A 19,606-nucleotide genomic window follows, 5' to 3' on the forward strand; every position below is an offset into this window, starting at 1 on the left:
CTAAATTATGAATGAAGTAATCGCTTTTGGAATTTTATCTTTTACGTCTTTTTTTACGTTGATAAATCCTTTTGGAACCATGCCTATTTTTATGACGATGACTGCTGATTTAGATCAAAGTCACAGAGCAAAAACGGCACAAAAAGCATCGATAGTTAGTTTTATTACTATTTTAATTTTTGCTTTTTCTGGTCAATTGTTATTTAACTTTTTTGGAATATCCGTTAATAGTTTTAGAATTGTAGGTGGTGTGATTTTCTTTTTAATGGGGATGGATATGCTACATGCAAGATTAGGGAAAGTAAAATTGAAAGATCCTGAAGTAAAAAACTATGTAAACGACATCTCTGTAACACCACTAGCAATTCCTATGATTTGTGGTCCTGGAGCTTTAACAAACGCAATTGTTATGATGGAAGATGCTGATTCTATTGAGAAAAAAATAGCGTTAATATTTACTGCTTTCTTAGTAATTGTACTCACGTACATAATATTATATAGCTCGTCAAAAATTATAAAAATTATTGGTCAAACCGGCATTAATGTTATGATGCGTTTAATGGGACTAATAGTAATGGTTATTGCTGTAGAGTTTTTCTTTAGCGGATTAAAGCCGATATTATTAGATATTTTTAATACTAATTAATTTTTTAAAACAGGAAGCTATATAAAATTATAACTTCCTGTTTTTCATTATATGTATTACTTTTCTATTCAGAATACCCATCACCAAATCGGTACCCAAGCACAATACCATGAGTTGTTGCAATTGGTGCGTCTCCTGATGCCATATTATAATTATACATCACCCTAAGTTTTTTAAGTGCATAAACTCCTAATAATAAATTTAAGGAGCCATTGGTTCTATACCCCGCACCAAATTCTATCTTATTTTTAAAGTTTACTGCTACATTAACATCTGCTTGTAATGGTACCCCTCCTTCTTTTTTCAATAAAAAACTAGGTTTAATCATTGTCTCTCTAAAAATATTTGTAAAAATTCGGTAACCCCCATAAATGTAAAAAGGTGTTGATAAATCTAAATTATCCTCAGATGCTAATTCAGTACCTAATACATTTGACATAGAAGCACCAACAAATAAATCTTTATAATTAAACATAAAACCAACACCAATACTTGGTATAACTGTATTTATATTTTGCTGAAATTTGGAATCATCAATGATTCCTAAATCTAACAAATTATCATTATAAAACTGTGCCCCTGCTGTTATCCCAAAAGAAAGAACTGTTGGATAATAATGTTGCCAATGTGGTCGATCATCCTGACTATCAAAAAAAAGTTTATATGAATAAGCTGCAAAAGCTGTTGTTGTTTTTGATACTCCTACTTCATCATGAATAATCCCTGCTCCAAGACCTACTTGCCCCTCTTTTAAAGAGGTATTAAAACTAAAAGTTGTACTTTTTGGTGCTCCTTCTAATTCATTAGAAAAACCTGCACTCGAAAACACCAATTCAGTATCTTTTTCAAAACCTGCATACGCTGAGTTTAAAATAAAAACATTGTAATTGTACTCAGAAAAAGTTGGTGTTTGCTGTGCCAAACACACTTGAAACATCCCAAAAAGTAATCCAATAAATATTGGTTTAAATACTGTTTGCATAATTATTTTTATCGTTTTAAGATTAAAAATCCTTTTAATTTTTTAAAGTTATGTGTCCCTGTAATTTGAATATTGAAAAAATAAGTTCCTGAAGGTAAAGTTCCTGCTCCTAAAACTTTCTTCTTATTAGCCTCTCCTCTAAATACTCTTAGATTATTGTCATATCCTTTAATTTCGAATACCATATCTCCCCAACGGTTGTATATACTCACTGTGTTCTTCTGATATTGCTCTATTCCTTTAATTTCCCAATATTCATTAATTCCATCACCATCTGGTGAAAAACCATATTTTATCTTACCTCTTTGTTCCGTTGTAAAACTTGTTTCTGAACAACCTGTTGCATCGCCTGTTGAATTATAAGCGGTGATTATTACATAGTAAGTAGTGTTTGATAAGAAATCTGTCGTTGGATTGTAAGTCAACACATTACCAACATCTTCATTATTTACAACATCCGATGCACCTGAACTCGTTCCGATACTAACTTTATAGCCTGTTGACGTTGCTATTGATGACCAACTTAAATTTGTACTTACCGATACATTTGTTGTTCCATCCGAAGGACTGTTTAATACCGCACACGATGGAATCACAACCACTGTTTCTGTGGTAAAACTTGTTTCTGAACAACCTGTAGCATCGCCTGCGGAATTGTATGCGGTGATGGTTACATAGTAAGTAGTGTTTGATAAGAAATCTATAGTTGGATTGTAAGTCAATACATTACCTACATCTTCGTCATTTACAACATCTGTTGCGCCCGAACTTGTTCCGATACTAATTTTATAGCCCGTTGCCGTTGCTATTGATGACCAACTTAAATTTGTACTTACTGATACATCTGTTGTTCCATCCGAAGGATTGTTTAATATCGCACACGATGGTATTATTCCACAATTTTTACCAGCATCAGTAATTATCCAACTATCAGAACCGATCATTATTGCTCTTGCTGCTTCACCTAAACAATAGGTACTATTTCCTCCATGAAAAACAACACTTGTCTTTAATAACTGTGCATTCCATCCACTTAATAAAGCATCATAATTTGTGGTTGATAGTTTTGCGTCTTTAAACATAGTTGCCATATAGGTAACATTAGAAACATTCCAGTTTCCAATATTTTGATCAAAAACAGTTGCTTTTTCAAACATATTGGGCATATCGGTTACTAAACCTACATTCCAGTTTCCAATATCTTGATTAAAAGAACTAGCTTCTGAAAACATCCATCCCATTTTCGTTACATTAGAAACATCCCAACTACCAATATCTTGATTAAAGGAAGTTGCTTTTCTAAACATAGAGGCCATATCGGTTACTAAACCTACATTCCACTCTCCAATATCTTGATTAAAAGAACTAGCTTCTCTAAACATCCACGACATATTCGTAACATTAGAAACATCCCAACTACCTATATTATGATTAAAGGAAGTTGCTGTATGAAACATCCCCGCCGTAGTAGTTACGTTAGCCACATTCCAACTACTAATATCTTGATTAAAGGCTGTTGCTCCTTGAAACATATAACTCATATCTGTTACATTAGACACATCCCAACTACCAATATCTTGATTAAAGGAAGTTGCCATTACAAACATTTTTGTCATATTCGTTACACCAGATACATTCCAATTATTAACATTTTTGTTAAATTGAGTAGCACCAGCAAACACATACTCCATATTGGTTACATTAGAAACATCCCAACTACTAATATCTTGATTAAAAGAACTAGCTCCCCAAAAAATCCCCCTCATAAACGTTACACTAGAAACATTCCAACTACCAATATTTTGATTAAAGGAAGGTACATTATAAAACATTTCTACCATACTTGTTACATTAGACACATCCCAACTACCAATATCTTGATTAAAGGAAGTTGCCTTATAAAACATCCACTCCATGTTAGTTACATTAGACACATCCCAACTACCAATATCTTGATTAAAGGAAGTTGCTGTATGAAACATACTATACATATCTGTTACATTCGCTAAATCTGGTTTATCTATTGCATTAATTTCTATATTTTTACATCCTTTAAATGCACTTCTCATTGAAGTCCACTGGTTATTTCCCCATTGGTCAACCGAAAGTATTTTTTCTTTATCGCCTGTATTGTTAAAATAAACATGTGGAAAAGTTCCTCTAATTCGTATAGTATAAGTTCCTGCTGTTAAAAAATCGTGGGTAGCTGTCCCTGTAATTCCTAACTCATCAAAAGTTCCATCATTATCCCAATCTACATCATAATTATAGGTTGTAGTACCGTGTGTTGGAATTGTTATTGAGGTTGTTGATGATGTTCCTGGATTATCCGTTTTCCAAGTAGTTACAAAATCTGTAGTATTTAATGTACAAGCTAATGCTTCTAATCCACCATCGGTAATTGTCCAATTATCAGAATTTATCATTGTTACTCTTGCTGCTTCACCTAAACAATAGGTACTATTTCCTCCACTAAAAACAACATTTGATTGTAATATTTGTGCATTCCATCCGCTTAATAAAGCATCATAATTTGTAGTTGAAAGTTTTGCATCTTTAAACATGTTTTCCATGGTAGTAACATTTGCTACATTCCATCCACTAATATCTTGATCAAACGATGTTGCTCCTCTAAACATTTGTTGCATATCCGTTACGGCACCTACATCCCAACTACTAATATCTTGATTAAATGCTGTTACTAACCTAAACATTGCGTCCATATTAGTAACATTTGAAACATTCCAACTACTCAAATCCTGATTAAACAAAGGAGCTTGAGAAAACATTACTCTCATGCTTGACACTTTAGATACGTTCCAACTACCAATATCTTGATTAAATGCTGTTGCGCCCCAAAACATCCCTTCCATATTAATAACATTAGACACGTTCCAACTACCGATATCCTGATTAAATGCTGTTGCTGATGCAAACATCCAATACATATCAGCTACATTAGACACATCCCAAGTGCCGAGATTTTGATTGAATGCTGTTGCTGATGCGAATATTCCTCGCATATTAGTAATAGTGCTAACATCCCAGCCACTGATATCTTGATTTAAACTACTAGCACCAAAAAACATATTATTCATATCAGTTACGTTCGCTAAATCTGGTTTATCTATAGCATTAACTTCTATATTTTTACACCCTCTAAACGCCTTAGCCATTGAAGTCCATTGGTTATTTCCCCATTGATCAACCGATAGTATTTTTTCTTTATCGCCTGTATTGTTAAAGTAAATACGTGGAAAAGTTCCTCTAATTCGTATAGTATAAGTTCCTGCTGTTAAAAAATCGTGGGTAGCAGAACCTGTAATTCCTAACTCATCAAAAATTCCATCATTATTCCAATCTACATCATAATTGTAGGTCGTACTACCATGTGTTGGAATTGTTATTGAAGTTGCTGATGAAGCTCCTGGATTATCGGTTTTCCAAGTGGTTACAAAATCCGTAGTGGTTAATGTACATGCCAATCCGCCATCAGTAATTGTCCAATTATCTGTACTGGTCATATTATTTCTTGCTATTTTTCCCGAACAATAAGTACTATTACCTCCATGAAAAACAACATTTGGTTGTAATGTTTGTGCATTCCATCCGTTTAATAATGCATCGTAGTTTGCTGTAGAAAGTTTTACATTTCTAAACATTTCTGTCATATTGGTAACTTTAGAAACATTCCAACTACCAATATTTTGATCAAAAGTTAAAGCATCACTAAACATATAGCTCGTATCTGTTACGTTAGAAACATCCCAACCACTTATATCTTGATTAAAGTTCTCTGCTCTTGAAAATAAAAACCCCATGTCAGTCACATTTCCTACTTGCCATGAACTGATGTCTTGATTAAACATTTTTGCTTCCCTAAACATACCATTCATATTCGTTACCGCATTAACATTCCACGAACTTATATCCTGATTAAAAAAAGTATTCTTAGAAAACATCAAACGCATACTTTTAACCTTAGAAACATTCCATGAACTTATATTTTCATTGAATATTGAAGACTCAAACATAGATTCCATAGTTGTTACATTGGCTACATTCCAAGCTCTAACATCCTGATTGAATGAGGTTGATTTCCAAAACATTCTACTCATATTAGTAACTTTACTTACATCCCAACCACTGATATTTTGATTGAAAGCATCTGTAGAAGCAAACATCCATTGCATCCATTTTACCTTAGCTACATTCCATCCACTTATATCTTGATTAAATGCTTTTGCTGATGAAAACATCCACCCCATACTAGTTACATTAGACACATCCCAACTACTAATATTTTGATTAAAAGAACTTGCTATGGCAAACAGCGATGTCATATTTTCTATATTAGAAACATCCCAACCACTAATATCTTGGTTTAAAGAACTTGCTCCCCAAAACATTTCTCTCATGTTTGTCATTATCGATAAATCGGGTGAATCGGATGCATTTATTGCTAAGTTTTTACATCCTTTAAATGCTGCTTCCATTGAAGTCCATTGGTTATTTCCCCATTGATCAACCGAAAGTATTTTTTCTTTATCGCCAGAATTGATAAAATAAATACGCGGAAAAGTTCCTTTAATTCGTATAGTGTACGTTCCTGTGGTTAAAAAATCGTGGGTAGCAGAACCTGTAATTCCTAACTCATCAAAAATTCCATCATTATTCCAATCTACATCATAATTGTAGGTCGTACTACCATGTGTTGGAATTGTTATTGAAGTTGCTGATGAAGCTCCTGGATTATCGGTTTTCCAAGTGGTTACAAAATCCGTAGTGGTTAATGTACATGCCAATCCATTATCAGTAATTGTCCAATTATCTGTACTGGTCATATTATTTCTTGCTATTTTTCCCGAACAATAAGTACTATTACCTCCATGAAAAACAACATTTGGTTGTAATGTTTGTGCATTCCATCCGTTTAATAATGCATCGTAGTTTGTGGTGGATAGTTTTGCACCTATAAACATATCTCTCATATTTACAACATTGGCTACATTCCAATTTCCAATGTTTTGATCAAAAGAAGTTGCATCCTTAAACATTTCTTTCATAGTGGTAACACTAAAAACATCCCAATTACTTATATTCTGATCAAAAGAGTTAGCGAACATAAACATTCCTTCCATAGTGGTAACACTAGAAACATCCCAATTACTTATATCTTGATTAAAAGAATTTACTGCTATAAACATCCGATACATATCGGTTACTTTAGAAACATCCCACAGACCGATATCTTGATTAAAAACAAACGCATGATAAAACATTCCTCTCATATTAGTAACCTTAGATACATTCCATCCGCCAATTGGTTGATTAAATACAGAAGCATACATAAATACTCTTTCCATATTCATTACATTAGCAACATCCCAATTACCTATATCTTGATTAAAGGAAATTGCTCTATAAAACAGGTAATCCATGTTTATAACACTAGATACATTCCAACTACCAATGTCTTGATTAAAAGCATTAGCTTCGTAGAACATTTTTGACATATATTTTACTAATGAAACATCCCAATTCATAATATTTCCATTAAAAGAGAGCGCACTTTGAAAAACTGATGTCATATCCTTTACATTACTCACATTCCAACCATTTAAATCTTGATTAAAACTAGTAGCGCTAAGAAACATGCTCTTTAAGTTTGTAACTGAAGAAACATCCCACAGACTGATATCTTGATTAAAGGCCGTAGCATAGGCAAACATACCATCCATTCTATATCCTTTAGAAACATTCCAACCATTTAAATATTGATTAAAACTACTAGCTCTATAAAATACACTGCTAAAATTTACTACTGAAGAAACATCCCACAAACCGATATCTTGATTGAAGGTTGTTGCTCCTGAAAACATCCAGCTCATATTAGTTACCTTAGAAACATCCCAACTGCCAATAGGCTGATTAAATACTATTGCATTTGAAAACATTGACGTCATATTTACTACACTACTCACATCCCAACCTGAAATATCTTGATTAAATATAGTTGCTGATGAAAACAAGTTACTCATATCTGTTATCGTACTCACATCCCAATTACTAATATCTTGATTAAAACTTTCTGTTTCTGCTAGCATGCGGTGCATACTTATTGCCATAGATAAATTTGGGGCATCTGTTGCATTTAATTCTAAGTTTTTACATCCATAAAAAGCTACCGCCATTGAAGACCATTGGTTATTACCCCATTGATCAACCGATACTATTTTATCTTTATCACCTGTATTGTTAAAAGGAATTTGTGGAAAATCTCCTCTAATTCGTATAGTATAAGTTCCTGCGGTTAAAAAATCGTGGGTAACCGATCCGGTAATCCCTAGTTCATCAAAAACCCCATCATTATCCCAATCTACATCGTAATTATAAGTTCCACTAGCCGTAGGTATGGTAATTGAAGTTGCTGACGAAGTCCCTGAATTATCCGTTTTCCAAGTAGTTACAAAATCCGTAGTACTTAAAGCACATGCTAATCCGCCATCAGTAATTGTCCAATTATCTGTACTTGTTATGTTGTCTCTTGCTGACTGTGCTGTACAATAGGTACTATTCCCACCACTAAAAACAACATTGGGTTGTAATACTTGTGCGTTCCATCCGTTTAATAAAGCATCATAGTTTGTGGTGGATAGTTTCATATAGCTAAACATGCGATTCATGTTAGTTACATTCGTTACGTTCCAACTTCCTAAATTTTGATCAAACACAATTGCTTTTTCAAACATGCTTTCCATATTGGTAACAGATGTTACATCCCAACTACTTATATCTTGATTAAATAAATCGGTATATCTAAACATACTTTCCATAGTTGTTACCTTACTAACATCCCAACCACTAATATTTTGATTAAAAATGGTTGCTTCTCTAAACATATTTTCCATAGAAGTAACTGAAGCTACATTCCAATTTGTGATATCAACGTTAAATGAAGTTGCTTTATAAAACATTCTTGGCATTTGTGTTACTTTACTAACATCCCAATTTGAAATATTTCCGTTAAATGCTGTTGCATTCCAAAATACTCCCATCATATTGGTTACATTACTAACATTCCAATTACTTAAATCTTGATTAAATGAAGTTGCGCTATGAAACATATTTGCTATGTTTACTACTGATGAAGTATCCCATAAACCAATAGGTTGATTAAAGGCTGTTACCCCATCAAACATACTATTCATGTTGATTACCTTACTTACATCCCAACCACTAATATCAGAATTAAAGTCTTTTGCCCAAGCTAACATTACGCCCATATTGGTAACATTACTTACATTCCATCCAGCAATATCTTGATTAAAAGCTATTGCTCCCCAAAACATAGAATTCATATCTGTTACTGAGCCTACATCCCATAAACCTACATCTTGATTGAAATCTTTGTTTTGAAAAAACATAGATTTCATTGTTTTTACTTTTGATGTATTCCAATTACCTATAGGTTGATTATAAGAACAATAAGAAAACATGTATCCCATATTTGTAACATTACTAACATCCCAACTGTTAATATCTCCGCTAAATGCTTCAGAGAAATAAAACATCCAACTCAAGTTGGTTACCTTACTCGTATTCCATGATGAAATATCTTGATTAAAGGCTTTTGATGATGAAAACATTGACCTCATATCTGTTACACTTCCAACATTCCAAACCCCAATAGGTTGATTAAAAACTGCTGTAGATGAAAACATGCCTGACATATTGGTAACATTACCAACATTCCAACCAGAAATATCTTGATTAAAGGCTTTTGATGACGAAAACATTGATCTCATATCTACCACATTACTCACATCCCAACTAGAGAGGTCTTGATTAAAAATTGTAGTTGATGAAAACAAACCACTCATGTCTGTTATTGTACTAACATCCCAACTATTAAGGCTCTGATTAAGGCTTGCTGCTCCAGAAAACATATATTTCATACTTGTTACCATAGACAAATCTGGTACATCAGCTGCATTTACCTCTAAATTTTTACATCCATAAAAAGCTCTTTCCATAGAAGTCCACTTTCCACTTCCCCATTGATCAACCGAAAGTAATTTTTCTTTATCGCTTATATTATTAAAATGAATACGAGGAAAGTTTCCTCTAATTTGTATGGTATACGTTCCTGCTGTTAAAAAATCGTGGGTAATAGATCCGGTAATTCCTAGCTCATCAAAAATCCCATCATTATTCCAATCTACATCGTAATTATAAGCTCCACTAGCCGTAGGTATGGTAATTGATGTTACTGATGAAGTTCCTGGATTATCTGTTTTCCAAGTAGTAATAAAGTTTTGAGCAGAAATTGTGTAGGTAAAAAAGCACAGAATAATGGTAACTATAGCTTTCATGTTTAGGAGAATCTTTTATATTGTTTATAACATTACACTTATACGACTAAGTATTTTAGTGTTTAATTTTAGGTGTATTTGTTTAATAAAAACAGCAAACCATTAACACATAACATTTTTGTTATTTGTTATAAGACAAAATTATAAGTATCAAGTGTGATTATTATCCCTTGTAAAAGGTAAAATTGTTATCCCTGAAAACAGGGATAAAGCGATAGAATTACTAAAAAATACCAAATACGATAATATGGTATTTGGTGCTTTTGTGTTACTTATAAATGCAACTAATTACTTTCCTGAAAAACGCTTAAAAAATTCGCTTAAATCTTCTTTTGATGGTCGATTACCTGAAAACGGAACCATATCCCAGCGATTTCCATCTTCCTTTAACTCAAACTTAAATACTGATGTTGATGTATCATTAGGGTTTAAAAAAGGATAACGTAAATCTATATATTGTACGTTTTCTGATGCATCCATCGGAGCTAAATTATAATAACCATTACTAAACCAAGTTAACGTTTTTATATCTGGATGATTTACATCTAACAATTTTCGATTTTTGGGAATTGTTAAGATTGTATCTACACTTCTTTTTTTATCAAATAGCGAATAAAATCCTACTTTGTATTCTTTTTCAGTTTCGGCAACGCCATACCATAAAACATTATTAAAAATTGTTGGTTGGGTAGAATATCTGCTATAAGTAACTCCTGCTTTATCAAAAGAACCTTTAAAAACAGAGTCTACATAAATCTTATTACAAAGAGTAAACAACATATAGGCAGAGCTAATATAAATTCCTGCTTTTACCCAAGCTGCTCTTCTGGTTCGTTTTCGATTATAAAACATGGCTACAATTAAACATATTAAAAACGGCAATGTATATAAAGGGTCTACCACCGAAATATTATTAAAAGCGACTCTGTAATCAGAAAAAGGTAAAAACAACTGCGTTCCGTAAGGTGTAAAACTATCTAAAATTGGATGTGTAAATATGGCTAAAAAATACAGCCAAATCCAATTTTTTAATGTTGTTGTTTTTGCTCGATTTCTTTTATTGTATAATTTAAATGTTATCCATCCGAAGAAAAAAGAACCTAAAACAGCAAACAAAATCGAATGCATAAAACCTCTATGAAACGCCATAGCATCTATTTCATTTCCGTACAACCAACCACCAATAAATACATCTAAATCGGGTATGGTACCTCCAATTGCCCCAAATAACAATGCTTTATTTCCTATCTTTTTACCAAGTACTATTTCGCCACAGGCAGCACCTAAAACAATTTGTGTTAATGAATCCATATATAACAAATGTAGTAAACGAATTCTACTTGTATAATTCTTTACAAAATCGTAACATTACAAACCGAAAAATAAGACACAATGCAAGACGATAAAAATTTATCTGAAATTAACATAGAAAATCAAAAAATTATTGACAATACAGAACTAAGTATATGGGAAGCTTTAATTCCTGTAGTTATTTTGATGGGGTTATTGGCATATAATATATTTTATGCTGATGGAGCTTGGTTAGGTGATTACTCTAATCAATATATTTTATTGATGGGTGGTTTAGCTGCTGCCGGAGTTGGTATTTTTAACAAGGTTTCTATCCAAAGAATGATTGCCGAAGTTTTAGAAAACTGGAAAAGTGTTTTTGTACCTATTATGATTTTATTTTTAGTCGGTGCTTTAGCAGGAACTTGGTTGGTAAGTGGTATAATACCTGCCATGGTGTATTACGGATTACAAGTGTTAAGCCCTGCTATATTTTTGCCAGCATCTGTAATAATTGCAGCCATTATATCAATTGCCACTGGTAGTTCTTGGACCACTTCAGCAACTGTTGGTATTGCATTGGTAGGAATTGGTAGTGCATTAGGAATCCCGACAGGAATGATTGCTGGTGCTGTAATTTCTGGAGCCTATTTCGGAGATAAAATGTCGCCACTTTCTGACACTACAAATTTAGCCCCTGCCATGGCTGGTACCGATTTATTTACACATATAAAATATATGGCGTATACCACAGTACCAACAATTGTAATTACACTTATTGTTTTTAGCATTTTAAGTGCTACAATTAATACTACTGGTAGTGCAGACATCAGTAACTTATTAACTAGTATTCAAAACACTTTTCATATTTCACCTATATTATTTATAGTTCCTGCAGTTGTTATTGCAATGATTTTATTAAAAACAAAACCTTTAATAGCTCTAGGTACTGGTGTGATACTTGCTGCAATCTTTGCCTTTCTTTTTCAAGGAAACATATTAGATACACTTACAGAATCTAGATTTCAATCTGTTTTAAATGCAATTTTAACTGATACGCAAGTACAAACTGATAATGAAAAATTAACAGAATTGTTTAGCTCTGGCGGAATTATAGGAATGCTATGGACAATCTTATTAATTATATGCGCTATGGTTTTTGGAGGTATTATGGATGCTATTGGTGCTTTAGCAAAACTTACAAAAGCTTTATTAACCGTTGCCTCTTCTGTATTCGGATTATTTGCAAGTACTGTTATTAGCTGCTTAGGATTAAATATTATTGCTTCTGACCAATATCTAGCCTTAGTAATTCCCGGAAAAATGTTTAAACAAGCTTACGAAGATAAAGGCTTAGCACCAGAAAATTTAAGTAGAACGCTAGAAGATTCAGGAACTGTAACCTCGGTATTAATTCCGTGGAATACTTGTGGAGCCTATCAATCTGGTGTGTTAGGCGTAGGTGTTGGCGAATACGCTTTATATGCAATATTTAATTACTTAAGTCCGTTTATGACTTTGTTATTTGCAGCTTTCAGAATTAAAATTAGAGAAATTTCAAAAAAATAATAGCAAGCCTCACTTTAATAGTGAGGCTTTTTTATATGATACAAATAGCCTCCACAAAAGATATTGAATTACTAACCAACATTGCTTTGATTTCTAAAGCATATTGGGGCTATCCTAACGAGTTAATAGAAAGTTGGCGAAGTGATTTAACTGTTACTCCTAAAATGATTGAAGATGCATTTGTTTATAAATTCGTTCAAAACAATAAAATTGCAGGATTTTACATTCTAAATCAACCAATAAAAAATAATATTGAACTAGAGATGTTATTTATTCTTCCTGAATTTATAGGAAAAGGGATTGGTAAAAGATTATTATTACATGCTTTTGAAAAGGCTCGTAAACTAAACATTAACAAACTAACTTTGTTAGCGGATCCGAATGCGGTAGATTTCTATAAAAGTCAAGGGTTTATAATCATTGATAAAAAAGAAAGTACTATTCCGAATCGGTTTTTACCAATAATGCAGGCAGATTTAACAGTGTAGATAGTACTAAAAGCAACCAAGGTAATCCGTGTAATAAAACATCAAACCAATCTTTAAATTGCATTGCTTGTTCACCTGAAAAAGCATTTCCACCTAAAATCCATTTTAGTTTACCAACAATATGTGGCGGATTAAAAGGAGCCAACCCTAAGGTTAAACTTGCTATTAAAAATAGTTTCCAATTACTTTTTAATTGACTTTTCATACTCATATATCAATTATAACTTATCTGCTATATTATGGCTAAATAAACCAGTTCCAAACAACTCCAAAACGAATAACAAAATCACGATACGGATTACCTGGGGCCGATAAGTAATTCTTTTTTAAGAAAAAAGAACTCACATTATCTGCTTTAAAATAAATACGCGTTCTACGCACTCTGGCATTAAAAAACACATCAACCGTAGGATATCCTATTTCAGTATCATTTTGTAACCTGAATTCAGCTAATAACGGATTATAAGCGTTCGCTTTATATTCTGAAAAATAATTTAACGTGGTTCCTATTTGCACGTATAAAGGATCTCCTTTAAACCAACTATCAGAATAATACAAAGTGTTTCTTGTTACCATTTCTGGCACTCTAAATACATCGCTACCGTTTGCTACTTTCTGGTACATTACCGTATTATCTAACGCAAATTTCCCGAAAGTAAATTCTTTTGATACTTTTGCTTTTAAATAATTAACACTTCCCGAAAATTGTTTTGGAGAACTCGTTTCATCAAAATAAGTGTAATTATTAATATTGGTAATATCTACGGATGCATTTCCCCATTTAGACTCAAATACGCCACCTAATGTTCTGGTTCCTACGGATGCAAAATCATTTTCCCAATTGTAATCGTTATAACTACTTTGGTGCAGTAAAAAATTAAAGTTTGGTAATTTGCTACTTATTTCTAAATGCGCTTTTACCGTAAATAAACTATCTTTTTTATAAAAAGCTTCAGCTTTTATATTGTTTCCTGAAAGACGCCCGCTACCTGGTGTTAAATTACCAGATGCATTTATATAGAAGTTTTTTATTTTTCCGTTCCAATTTGCTCCGAAAGAAACGGCATCTCCCTTTAATTTATTCTTAGTAATTCCTACTAAATTGTTTTGCAAGTTTTCATATCCGTAATTATATGTACTATATCCTGTTTTCACTCTAAAATTTCCTAGCACATATTTAGAATTAAAATCTAAAAATACTTCGTTATTATACACTAAAAAATTAGCCTTATCATTTACTTTTCCTGTTGTGTTTGCAACTCCAAAAACATCTGGAGTTGCCGCCGATTGATTGAAACGATAATATTTAGAATTTCTAGTAAAAGAATGTCCTATTTTTAAATTTGAAAAATCATTTTCATGCAAACTATCTTTTGCTGATAACAACTTAAATGTCTGTTCAAAATGTAATCGTTTTCCTTCTAGTGTGTTTTCTGCATCATTTAAATTGATGTCTAACCTACCTCTATTACCACTAAAATTAGGGTCATCTCGAAGAAAAGCAGCTAATGACTCCGCTGTTAAACCGCCGTTTTCTTGATTGAAAAAATCTTGATTAACTGCTTGCCCTTTTATAGCATATTGCCCTTTTGGACTTTCATACTTAAAACTCATTCTAAAATTACCAGAACTAGCCAATGATTGCCTATAAGCGCCTAATGATCGGAGCCCCTTATACGAGATTCCTACATTAAATCTTTTCGAAAAATTGGTCGTAAATAAGAAATCTAAAACCTGTCCCTGCTCTAACCCTGTTCTATATAAAACTTCGGTTGTTGGCGTTGGCACATGGTAATAATCAACATCTTTAATTTCGAAAAAACCAAATTGCTTGGCACGAAAACCAATATCAGGAAACTGAGAAATATCTTTAAAATTATATCCTAAGTTATTAAATGTTTGCCCTTGATTATGAAATGGCAATAACTCGAAATTGTCCTTTCTTAAGAAATTAAACTTATAATGTTTTTTTAACGTAAGTGTAGTATCTACAATGGTAGTATCGTTTTTAAAAGAGATTATTTTATAATCTGTATATTTCGTTTTTCCACTAAGTTTTACATTAATTTCATTATTAGATATTGAATCTGAATTTTGATTTAACCCTCCGTTAAAACCTCCTAATCCACCATCTAATTGCCTAATTTGAGAAAAAAGCAACTGTACACTTATCAAACAAAAAAACACTAAAAAACTTTTCTTCATAGCTACAAAAGTAAAATAATTAAACGAAACCGATACGACCAAAACGGTATAAACCTATGTTAAAGTATATTACTTCATGTATTCTCTTTTTTTATAAAATATTATTTTAATTTCTTTGAAAACTGTTAATTTGCAATATGTTAGAATTAAATTATAGTGGTCATGTTTTAGAGGCAGGTACTGATGAAGCTGGTAGAGGCTGTTTATCTGGCCCAGTAGTTGCGGCGGCAGTTATTTTACCTGAAAATTTTCATCATGATTTACTGAATGATTCTAAGCAAATTTCAGAAAAAAAACGTCAAGAACTACGTCCGTATATAGAAGAACACGCATTGGCCTTTGGCGTTGCTTTTATTGATCATAAAGAAGTAGACGAAATAAATGTTTTACAAGCTTCTATAACTGGTATGCAACGCTCTATAGAACAACTTTCTCCGCAACCAGCATTTATTATTGTTGATGGCAATAAGTTTAAACCTTACAAGGAAATTCCGCATGAAACTATTATAAAAGGAGATGCTAAATTCATGAGTATTGCAGCAGCATCTGTATTAGCAAAAACATATAGAGATGAGTATATGGAAAAAATTCATCAAGAATACCCGCAATATAATTGGAAAAAAAACAAAGGCTACCCAACAAAAGAACATCGAAATGCTATTCGTGAATTTGGACCAACCCCTTATCACCGAATGACTTTTAAATTACTTCCCGAACAATTTAAATTAAAACTTTAGTTTCTCTATTTTTGTCTTCCAATATTTTAGAAGATGATTAAAAGAACGCGTGCAGAAATTAGCAAATGTATTATTCATAAAGTTGCTAATAAATACAATAGTGGCCAAAATTCTTTCTCAGAAAGCTTAGTTCGTTTCGATGAAGAAAGCTACGAATTACTAATGCCTTTTTTATTAAAAAACTTTGGTACAGTAACACAAAGTTATCGTTTTAACCATCATGCAGATGTTCGTTTAAACGAAATTAATAAATACACTTCTGATATTTTTGAAGATGAAAACACCTTTATTGAGCATTCTAAAAACATTGTAAATCACTTATACGAACAATCAAATTCTGCCAATATAAAAACTGGTGATGTTTTGGTGGTTTATTTCGAAGGTATTGAATATAAAGACATATTAACCGAAGCAGTTGGTGTTTTTAAAATTGAAAGTAAAGTAGATTTTTTACAAACCTATTTAGATGATGATAGTTTTGATGTAGTGGTTCAGAAAGGAATTTCTACTAAAAAATTAGACAAAGGGTGTTTAATTGTAAATTCTTCAGATACTGAAGGAACCGTAATTTTATCAGTAGATAATAATAACTATGATGCGCAATATTGGATTAAAAATTTCTTAAACGCGAAATTTGCGGATGATCGTAATTTACATACTCAGAATTATTTAGAGATGTGTAAAGATTTTTCTGAAGAAATCATTAAACCTGAATTTGGTAAGCAAGAACAAAGTAATTTCTTGGCAAGTACAGTTGATTATTTTAAAGAACATGAAAACGTAGATTACCACGGATTTAAAGAAGAAATTTTTGAAGATGAAAAACATAAAGGCATGTTTGAAGACTACAAAAAACATTTTGAAGGCTTAAATGATGTTTTAATCCGTAATAATTTTGAAGTTTCAGATGCAGTATTAAAAAAAGAAAAAAGTAAGTTTAAAACTGAGTTTAAACTCGATACTAACATTCTAATTAAAATTGATGTAGACGCACCTGATGCTTCTTCAGAATATCTTGAACAAGGTTATGATGAAGAGAAAAAAATGAAATATTATAAAGTATTTTACAATACAGAAAAATAAGAATTAAAAAAGGGAACGTTTAAAACGTTCCCTTTTTTAATTCTTATTTTTTAACGTCATTCTTAGCATATTTCAGAATCTCATCGTTAGATTCTTACTCCTTCTCAGCCATTTTCTTAACGTAATCGGTAATAATAACAATTTGAGTAGGCCCTACTTTACCTTCAATATAATTTGCATTTTCATGATCTAAAGAAATTCTACGAACAGCCGTACCTTGCTTGGCAACCATGCTAGAACCTTTTACTTTTAAATCTTTAATCAATACTACAGAATCTCCTGCTTGTAAAATTGCTCCGTTTGCATCTCTATGAATTATCTTTTCGCTTTCCTCTAAGTGATCTCCACTTTCTTTAGCATAGCGTAAATCATCATCCTCTAAGTACAACATATCTAACAAATCTTGCGGCCATCCCTCTTTACGAAGTCTAGATAACATTCTCCAAGCAACAACCTTTACGGCTCTGTACTCACTCCACATACTATCATTTAAACAACGCCAATGGTTTGCAGCTGTCTTTTCAGTATCTTCAATTTGCTCAATACAAGTATCACAAGCCAACAAGCTTCCATCAACACCACCAATAGTCATTGGTTTAACTTCATAAATTGATAAATTATCTTTTGAAGCGCACAACTCACATTGATTGCCACTTCTATCTTGTAACTCTTCTAATAAACTCATTTTTTTAAATCTATAAATTAAGGTTTGTAAAAGTACATTTTTATATTTAATCAAGCTTTCTAAAATATAAAAACGGAAGACAAAATCTTCCGTTTTTATATTTAAATACTCAAAAAAAGTTAATCTTCAAAATATAACTCAATCAATCCTTTTGGTGTTTCTACTTCAATTGTTTTATGCTCTCTATCTACTTTTTTAATAAAGTCATCAATCATAGGAATAAAAATTTCGGTATCTCCGTTTTCAATTTCAAAAAGAGGTTGCGCTGCTTTATCATTTACATATGCTAAAGTACCTACCTCCCCATAGTTTTTATCAATAATCGTAAAACCTATAACTTCGTGGTAATAAAATTTATTTCCAGTAAGTTTTGGTAGTAAATTTAAAGGCAAATAGATTCCTGCTCGCATAATAGCATCAGCATCTTGTTCGGTATCTACATCTTCAAATTTTACACGAAACATAGTGCTTTTACTTAACGAAGATTTTTCAATAAAAAAAGGAACCAGATTATTGCCTAAATCGACAAAAACTGATTCCAAATTTTCGTAAAGATCGGGTTCATCAGTGTCTAACTTAATAACTACTTCACCCTTAAAACTATGTTTTTTAACGATTTTGCCAAGATAAAAACAATCTTCTTTTTGCATCATCATTATAGTACAGTTTTTATTCTTCGCTATCTGCTCCGTTATCTGCAGCTACTTCTTCACTATCTGCAACAGGTGCAGCAGGAGTATTAGCAGCAATACGTGCAGCGTTTACAGCTTTTTCAGCTTCTAAAGCTTTTGCTTTTGCATCAGCATCCGCCTTTGCTAAACCATCAACTTTACCAGCTACTAAACCAGTTTTTTCCTCTAACCAAGCTGCAAATTTTGCATCTGCTTGTTCTTGTGTTAAAGCTCCTTTTTTAACTCCACCAGCTAAATGATTCTTTAATAAAACACCTTTATAAGATAAAATGTTTCTTGCAGTATCAGTTGGTTGAGCACCTTTTTGTAACCATTCTACAGCTGTATCAACATCTAAGTCGATTATTGCAGGGTTAGTGTTAGGATTGTACGTTCCGATTTTTTCTAAATAACGACCATCTCTTTTTGATCTTGAATCAGCAGCTACTACCCAGTAAAAAGGTTTTCCTTTTTTACCGTGTCTTTGTAATCTAATTTTTACAGGCATAATTTTTAATTTTTAAGGTACGCGACCTTGATTATTAACAAATCTTATCATCTCGTGATAAGTGGGCGCAAATGTATAGTTTTTTTTTCACTAAAAACTAAAAACGTAACATTATTACAATAAAAAAGAGCCTGAAAAACAAGCTCTTAAGAAAATTTAGGTGAGTTTATATATTATAATACTCTAACATCAACTGCGTTTAAACCTTTTTTTCCTTCTTTAAGATCAAATTCTACTGTATCACCTTCTCTAATCTCATCGATTAAACCTGATACATGTACAAAATACTCTGTGTTTGATCCTGACTCAGTAACAAATCCAAAACCTTTAGATTCGTTAAAGAACTTTACTGTTCCTTCTTTCATTG

The 19,606-nt window shown here is 32.2% G+C and carries 14 protein-coding genes; 5 read left to right on the forward strand and 9 right to left on the reverse strand.

The window, feature by feature from the left end:
- The first annotated feature begins 7 nt into the window (after positions 1-7).
- On the forward strand, positions 8-646 hold the full coding sequence (locus tag N2251_RS12095; protein ID WP_260586986.1) for a MarC family protein: 639 nt from the start codon (positions 8-10) through the stop codon (positions 644-646).
- A 64-nt stretch (positions 647-710) separates the two neighbouring features.
- Here N2251_RS12095 and N2251_RS12100 read toward each other — a convergent pair whose 3' ends face one another.
- The 3 genes from N2251_RS12100 to N2251_RS12110 form a co-directional block, all read right to left on the reverse strand.
- Positions 711-1,628: a PorP/SprF family type IX secretion system membrane protein gene (locus N2251_RS12100; RefSeq protein ID WP_260586987.1), complete on the reverse strand. Its 918-nt coding sequence runs from the start codon at positions 1,626-1,628 to the stop codon at positions 711-713.
- 8 nt (positions 1,629-1,636) lie between these two features.
- A complete protein-coding gene (locus N2251_RS12105) occupies positions 1,637-10,003 on the reverse strand; it encodes a BspA family leucine-rich repeat surface protein (protein WP_260586988.1) in 8,367 nt (2,788 codons plus the stop codon).
- Between the two features lie 288 nt (positions 10,004-10,291).
- Positions 10,292-11,314 carry a metal-dependent hydrolase gene (locus tag N2251_RS12110; protein ID WP_260586989.1) on the reverse strand — a complete coding sequence of 341 codons (1,023 nt, stop codon included), beginning with the start codon at positions 11,312-11,314 and terminating at the stop codon, positions 10,292-10,294.
- 81 nt (positions 11,315-11,395) lie between these two features.
- On the opposite strand from N2251_RS12110, the gene nhaC reads away from it, so the two are divergent.
- Both nhaC and N2251_RS12120 read left to right on the forward strand, forming a co-directional pair.
- Positions 11,396-12,862 carry a Na+/H+ antiporter NhaC gene (gene nhaC / locus N2251_RS12115; RefSeq protein WP_260586991.1) on the forward strand — a complete coding sequence of 489 codons (1,467 nt, stop codon included), beginning with the start codon at positions 11,396-11,398 and terminating at the stop codon, positions 12,860-12,862.
- Between the two features lie 35 nt (positions 12,863-12,897).
- Positions 12,898-13,350 carry a GNAT family N-acetyltransferase gene (locus N2251_RS12120; protein ID WP_260586992.1) on the forward strand — a complete coding sequence of 151 codons (453 nt, stop codon included), beginning with the start codon at positions 12,898-12,900 and terminating at the stop codon, positions 13,348-13,350.
- On the opposite strand, the gene N2251_RS12125 is transcribed toward N2251_RS12120, so the two are convergent.
- Positions 13,301-13,555 carry a hypothetical protein gene (locus N2251_RS12125; RefSeq protein WP_260586993.1) on the reverse strand — a complete coding sequence of 85 codons (255 nt, stop codon included), beginning with the start codon at positions 13,553-13,555 and terminating at the stop codon, positions 13,301-13,303. The genes N2251_RS12120 and N2251_RS12125 overlap by 50 nt on opposite strands.
- A gap of 38 nt (positions 13,556-13,593) precedes the next feature.
- Positions 13,594-15,555, reverse strand: coding sequence for a putative porin (locus N2251_RS12130; RefSeq protein ID WP_260586994.1), 1,962 nt, complete (start codon positions 15,553-15,555; stop codon positions 13,594-13,596).
- A gap of 137 nt (positions 15,556-15,692) precedes the next feature.
- Between N2251_RS12130 and rnhB the strand changes: the two genes are divergently transcribed.
- Both rnhB and N2251_RS12140 read left to right on the forward strand, forming a co-directional pair.
- Complete coding sequence (gene rnhB, locus N2251_RS12135) at positions 15,693-16,292, forward strand: ribonuclease HII (RefSeq protein WP_260586996.1); 600 nt, start codon at positions 15,693-15,695, stop codon at positions 16,290-16,292.
- Between the two features lie 33 nt (positions 16,293-16,325).
- Positions 16,326-17,375 (forward strand): nucleoid-associated protein, encoded by a 1,050-nt coding sequence (locus tag N2251_RS12140; protein WP_260586997.1) that lies wholly within the window; start codon positions 16,326-16,328, stop codon positions 17,373-17,375.
- Positions 17,376-17,469: 94 nt separating this feature from the next.
- Here N2251_RS12140 and N2251_RS12145 read toward each other — a convergent pair whose 3' ends face one another.
- The 4 genes from N2251_RS12145 to N2251_RS12160 all read right to left on the reverse strand — a co-directional run bounded on the left by N2251_RS12145 (position 17,470) and on the right by N2251_RS12160 (position 19,604).
- Positions 17,470-18,060 (reverse strand): PhnA domain-containing protein, encoded by a 591-nt coding sequence (locus N2251_RS12145; protein ID WP_260586999.1) that lies wholly within the window; start codon positions 18,058-18,060, stop codon positions 17,470-17,472.
- A 119-nt stretch (positions 18,061-18,179) separates the two neighbouring features.
- On the reverse strand, positions 18,180-18,710 hold the full coding sequence (gene rimM / locus N2251_RS12150; RefSeq protein ID WP_260587356.1) for a ribosome maturation factor RimM: 531 nt from the start codon (positions 18,708-18,710) through the stop codon (positions 18,180-18,182).
- A gap of 19 nt (positions 18,711-18,729) precedes the next feature.
- Positions 18,730-19,239 carry a 30S ribosomal protein S16 gene (locus N2251_RS12155; protein ID WP_260587000.1) on the reverse strand — a complete coding sequence of 170 codons (510 nt, stop codon included), beginning with the start codon at positions 19,237-19,239 and terminating at the stop codon, positions 18,730-18,732.
- A 173-nt stretch (positions 19,240-19,412) separates the two neighbouring features.
- Positions 19,413-19,604 carry a cold-shock protein gene (locus N2251_RS12160; RefSeq protein ID WP_260587001.1) on the reverse strand — a complete coding sequence of 64 codons (192 nt, stop codon included), beginning with the start codon at positions 19,602-19,604 and terminating at the stop codon, positions 19,413-19,415.
- Positions 19,605-19,606: the final 2 nt, after the last annotated feature.

It is taken from the genome of Tenacibaculum haliotis, from assembly GCF_025215075.1.
GTDB lineage: Bacteria > Bacteroidota > Bacteroidia > Flavobacteriales > Flavobacteriaceae > Polaribacter > Polaribacter haliotis_B.

Coding starts and splice junctions, on each gene's coding strand:
- N2251_RS12095 (WP_260586986.1), top strand. CDS start 8: ATGAATGAAGTAATCGCTTTTGGAATTTTATCTTTTACGTCTTTTTTT.
- N2251_RS12100 (WP_260586987.1), bottom strand. CDS start 1,628: ATGCAAACAGTATTTAAACCAATATTTATTGGATTACTTTTTGGGATG.
- N2251_RS12105 (WP_260586988.1), bottom strand. CDS start 10,003: ATGAAAGCTATAGTTACCATTATTCTGTGCTTTTTTACCTACACAATT.
- N2251_RS12110 (WP_260586989.1), bottom strand. CDS start 11,314: ATGGATTCATTAACACAAATTGTTTTAGGTGCTGCCTGTGGCGAAATA.
- nhaC (WP_260586991.1), top strand. CDS start 11,396: ATGCAAGACGATAAAAATTTATCTGAAATTAACATAGAAAATCAAAAA.
- N2251_RS12120 (WP_260586992.1), top strand. CDS start 12,898: ATGATACAAATAGCCTCCACAAAAGATATTGAATTACTAACCAACATT.
- N2251_RS12125 (WP_260586993.1), bottom strand. CDS start 13,555: ATGAAAAGTCAATTAAAAAGTAATTGGAAACTATTTTTAATAGCAAGT.
- N2251_RS12130 (WP_260586994.1), bottom strand. CDS start 15,555: ATGAAGAAAAGTTTTTTAGTGTTTTTTTGTTTGATAAGTGTACAGTTG.
- rnhB (WP_260586996.1), top strand. CDS start 15,693: ATGTTAGAATTAAATTATAGTGGTCATGTTTTAGAGGCAGGTACTGAT.
- N2251_RS12140 (WP_260586997.1), top strand. CDS start 16,326: ATGATTAAAAGAACGCGTGCAGAAATTAGCAAATGTATTATTCATAAA.
- N2251_RS12145 (WP_260586999.1), bottom strand. CDS start 18,060: ATGAGTTTATTAGAAGAGTTACAAGATAGAAGTGGCAATCAATGTGAG.
- rimM (WP_260587356.1), bottom strand. CDS start 18,710: ATGCAAAAAGAAGATTGTTTTTATCTTGGCAAAATCGTTAAAAAACAT.
- N2251_RS12155 (WP_260587000.1), bottom strand. CDS start 19,239: ATGCCTGTAAAAATTAGATTACAAAGACACGGTAAAAAAGGAAAACCT.
- N2251_RS12160 (WP_260587001.1), bottom strand. CDS start 19,604: ATGAAAGAAGGAACAGTAAAGTTCTTTAACGAATCTAAAGGTTTTGGA.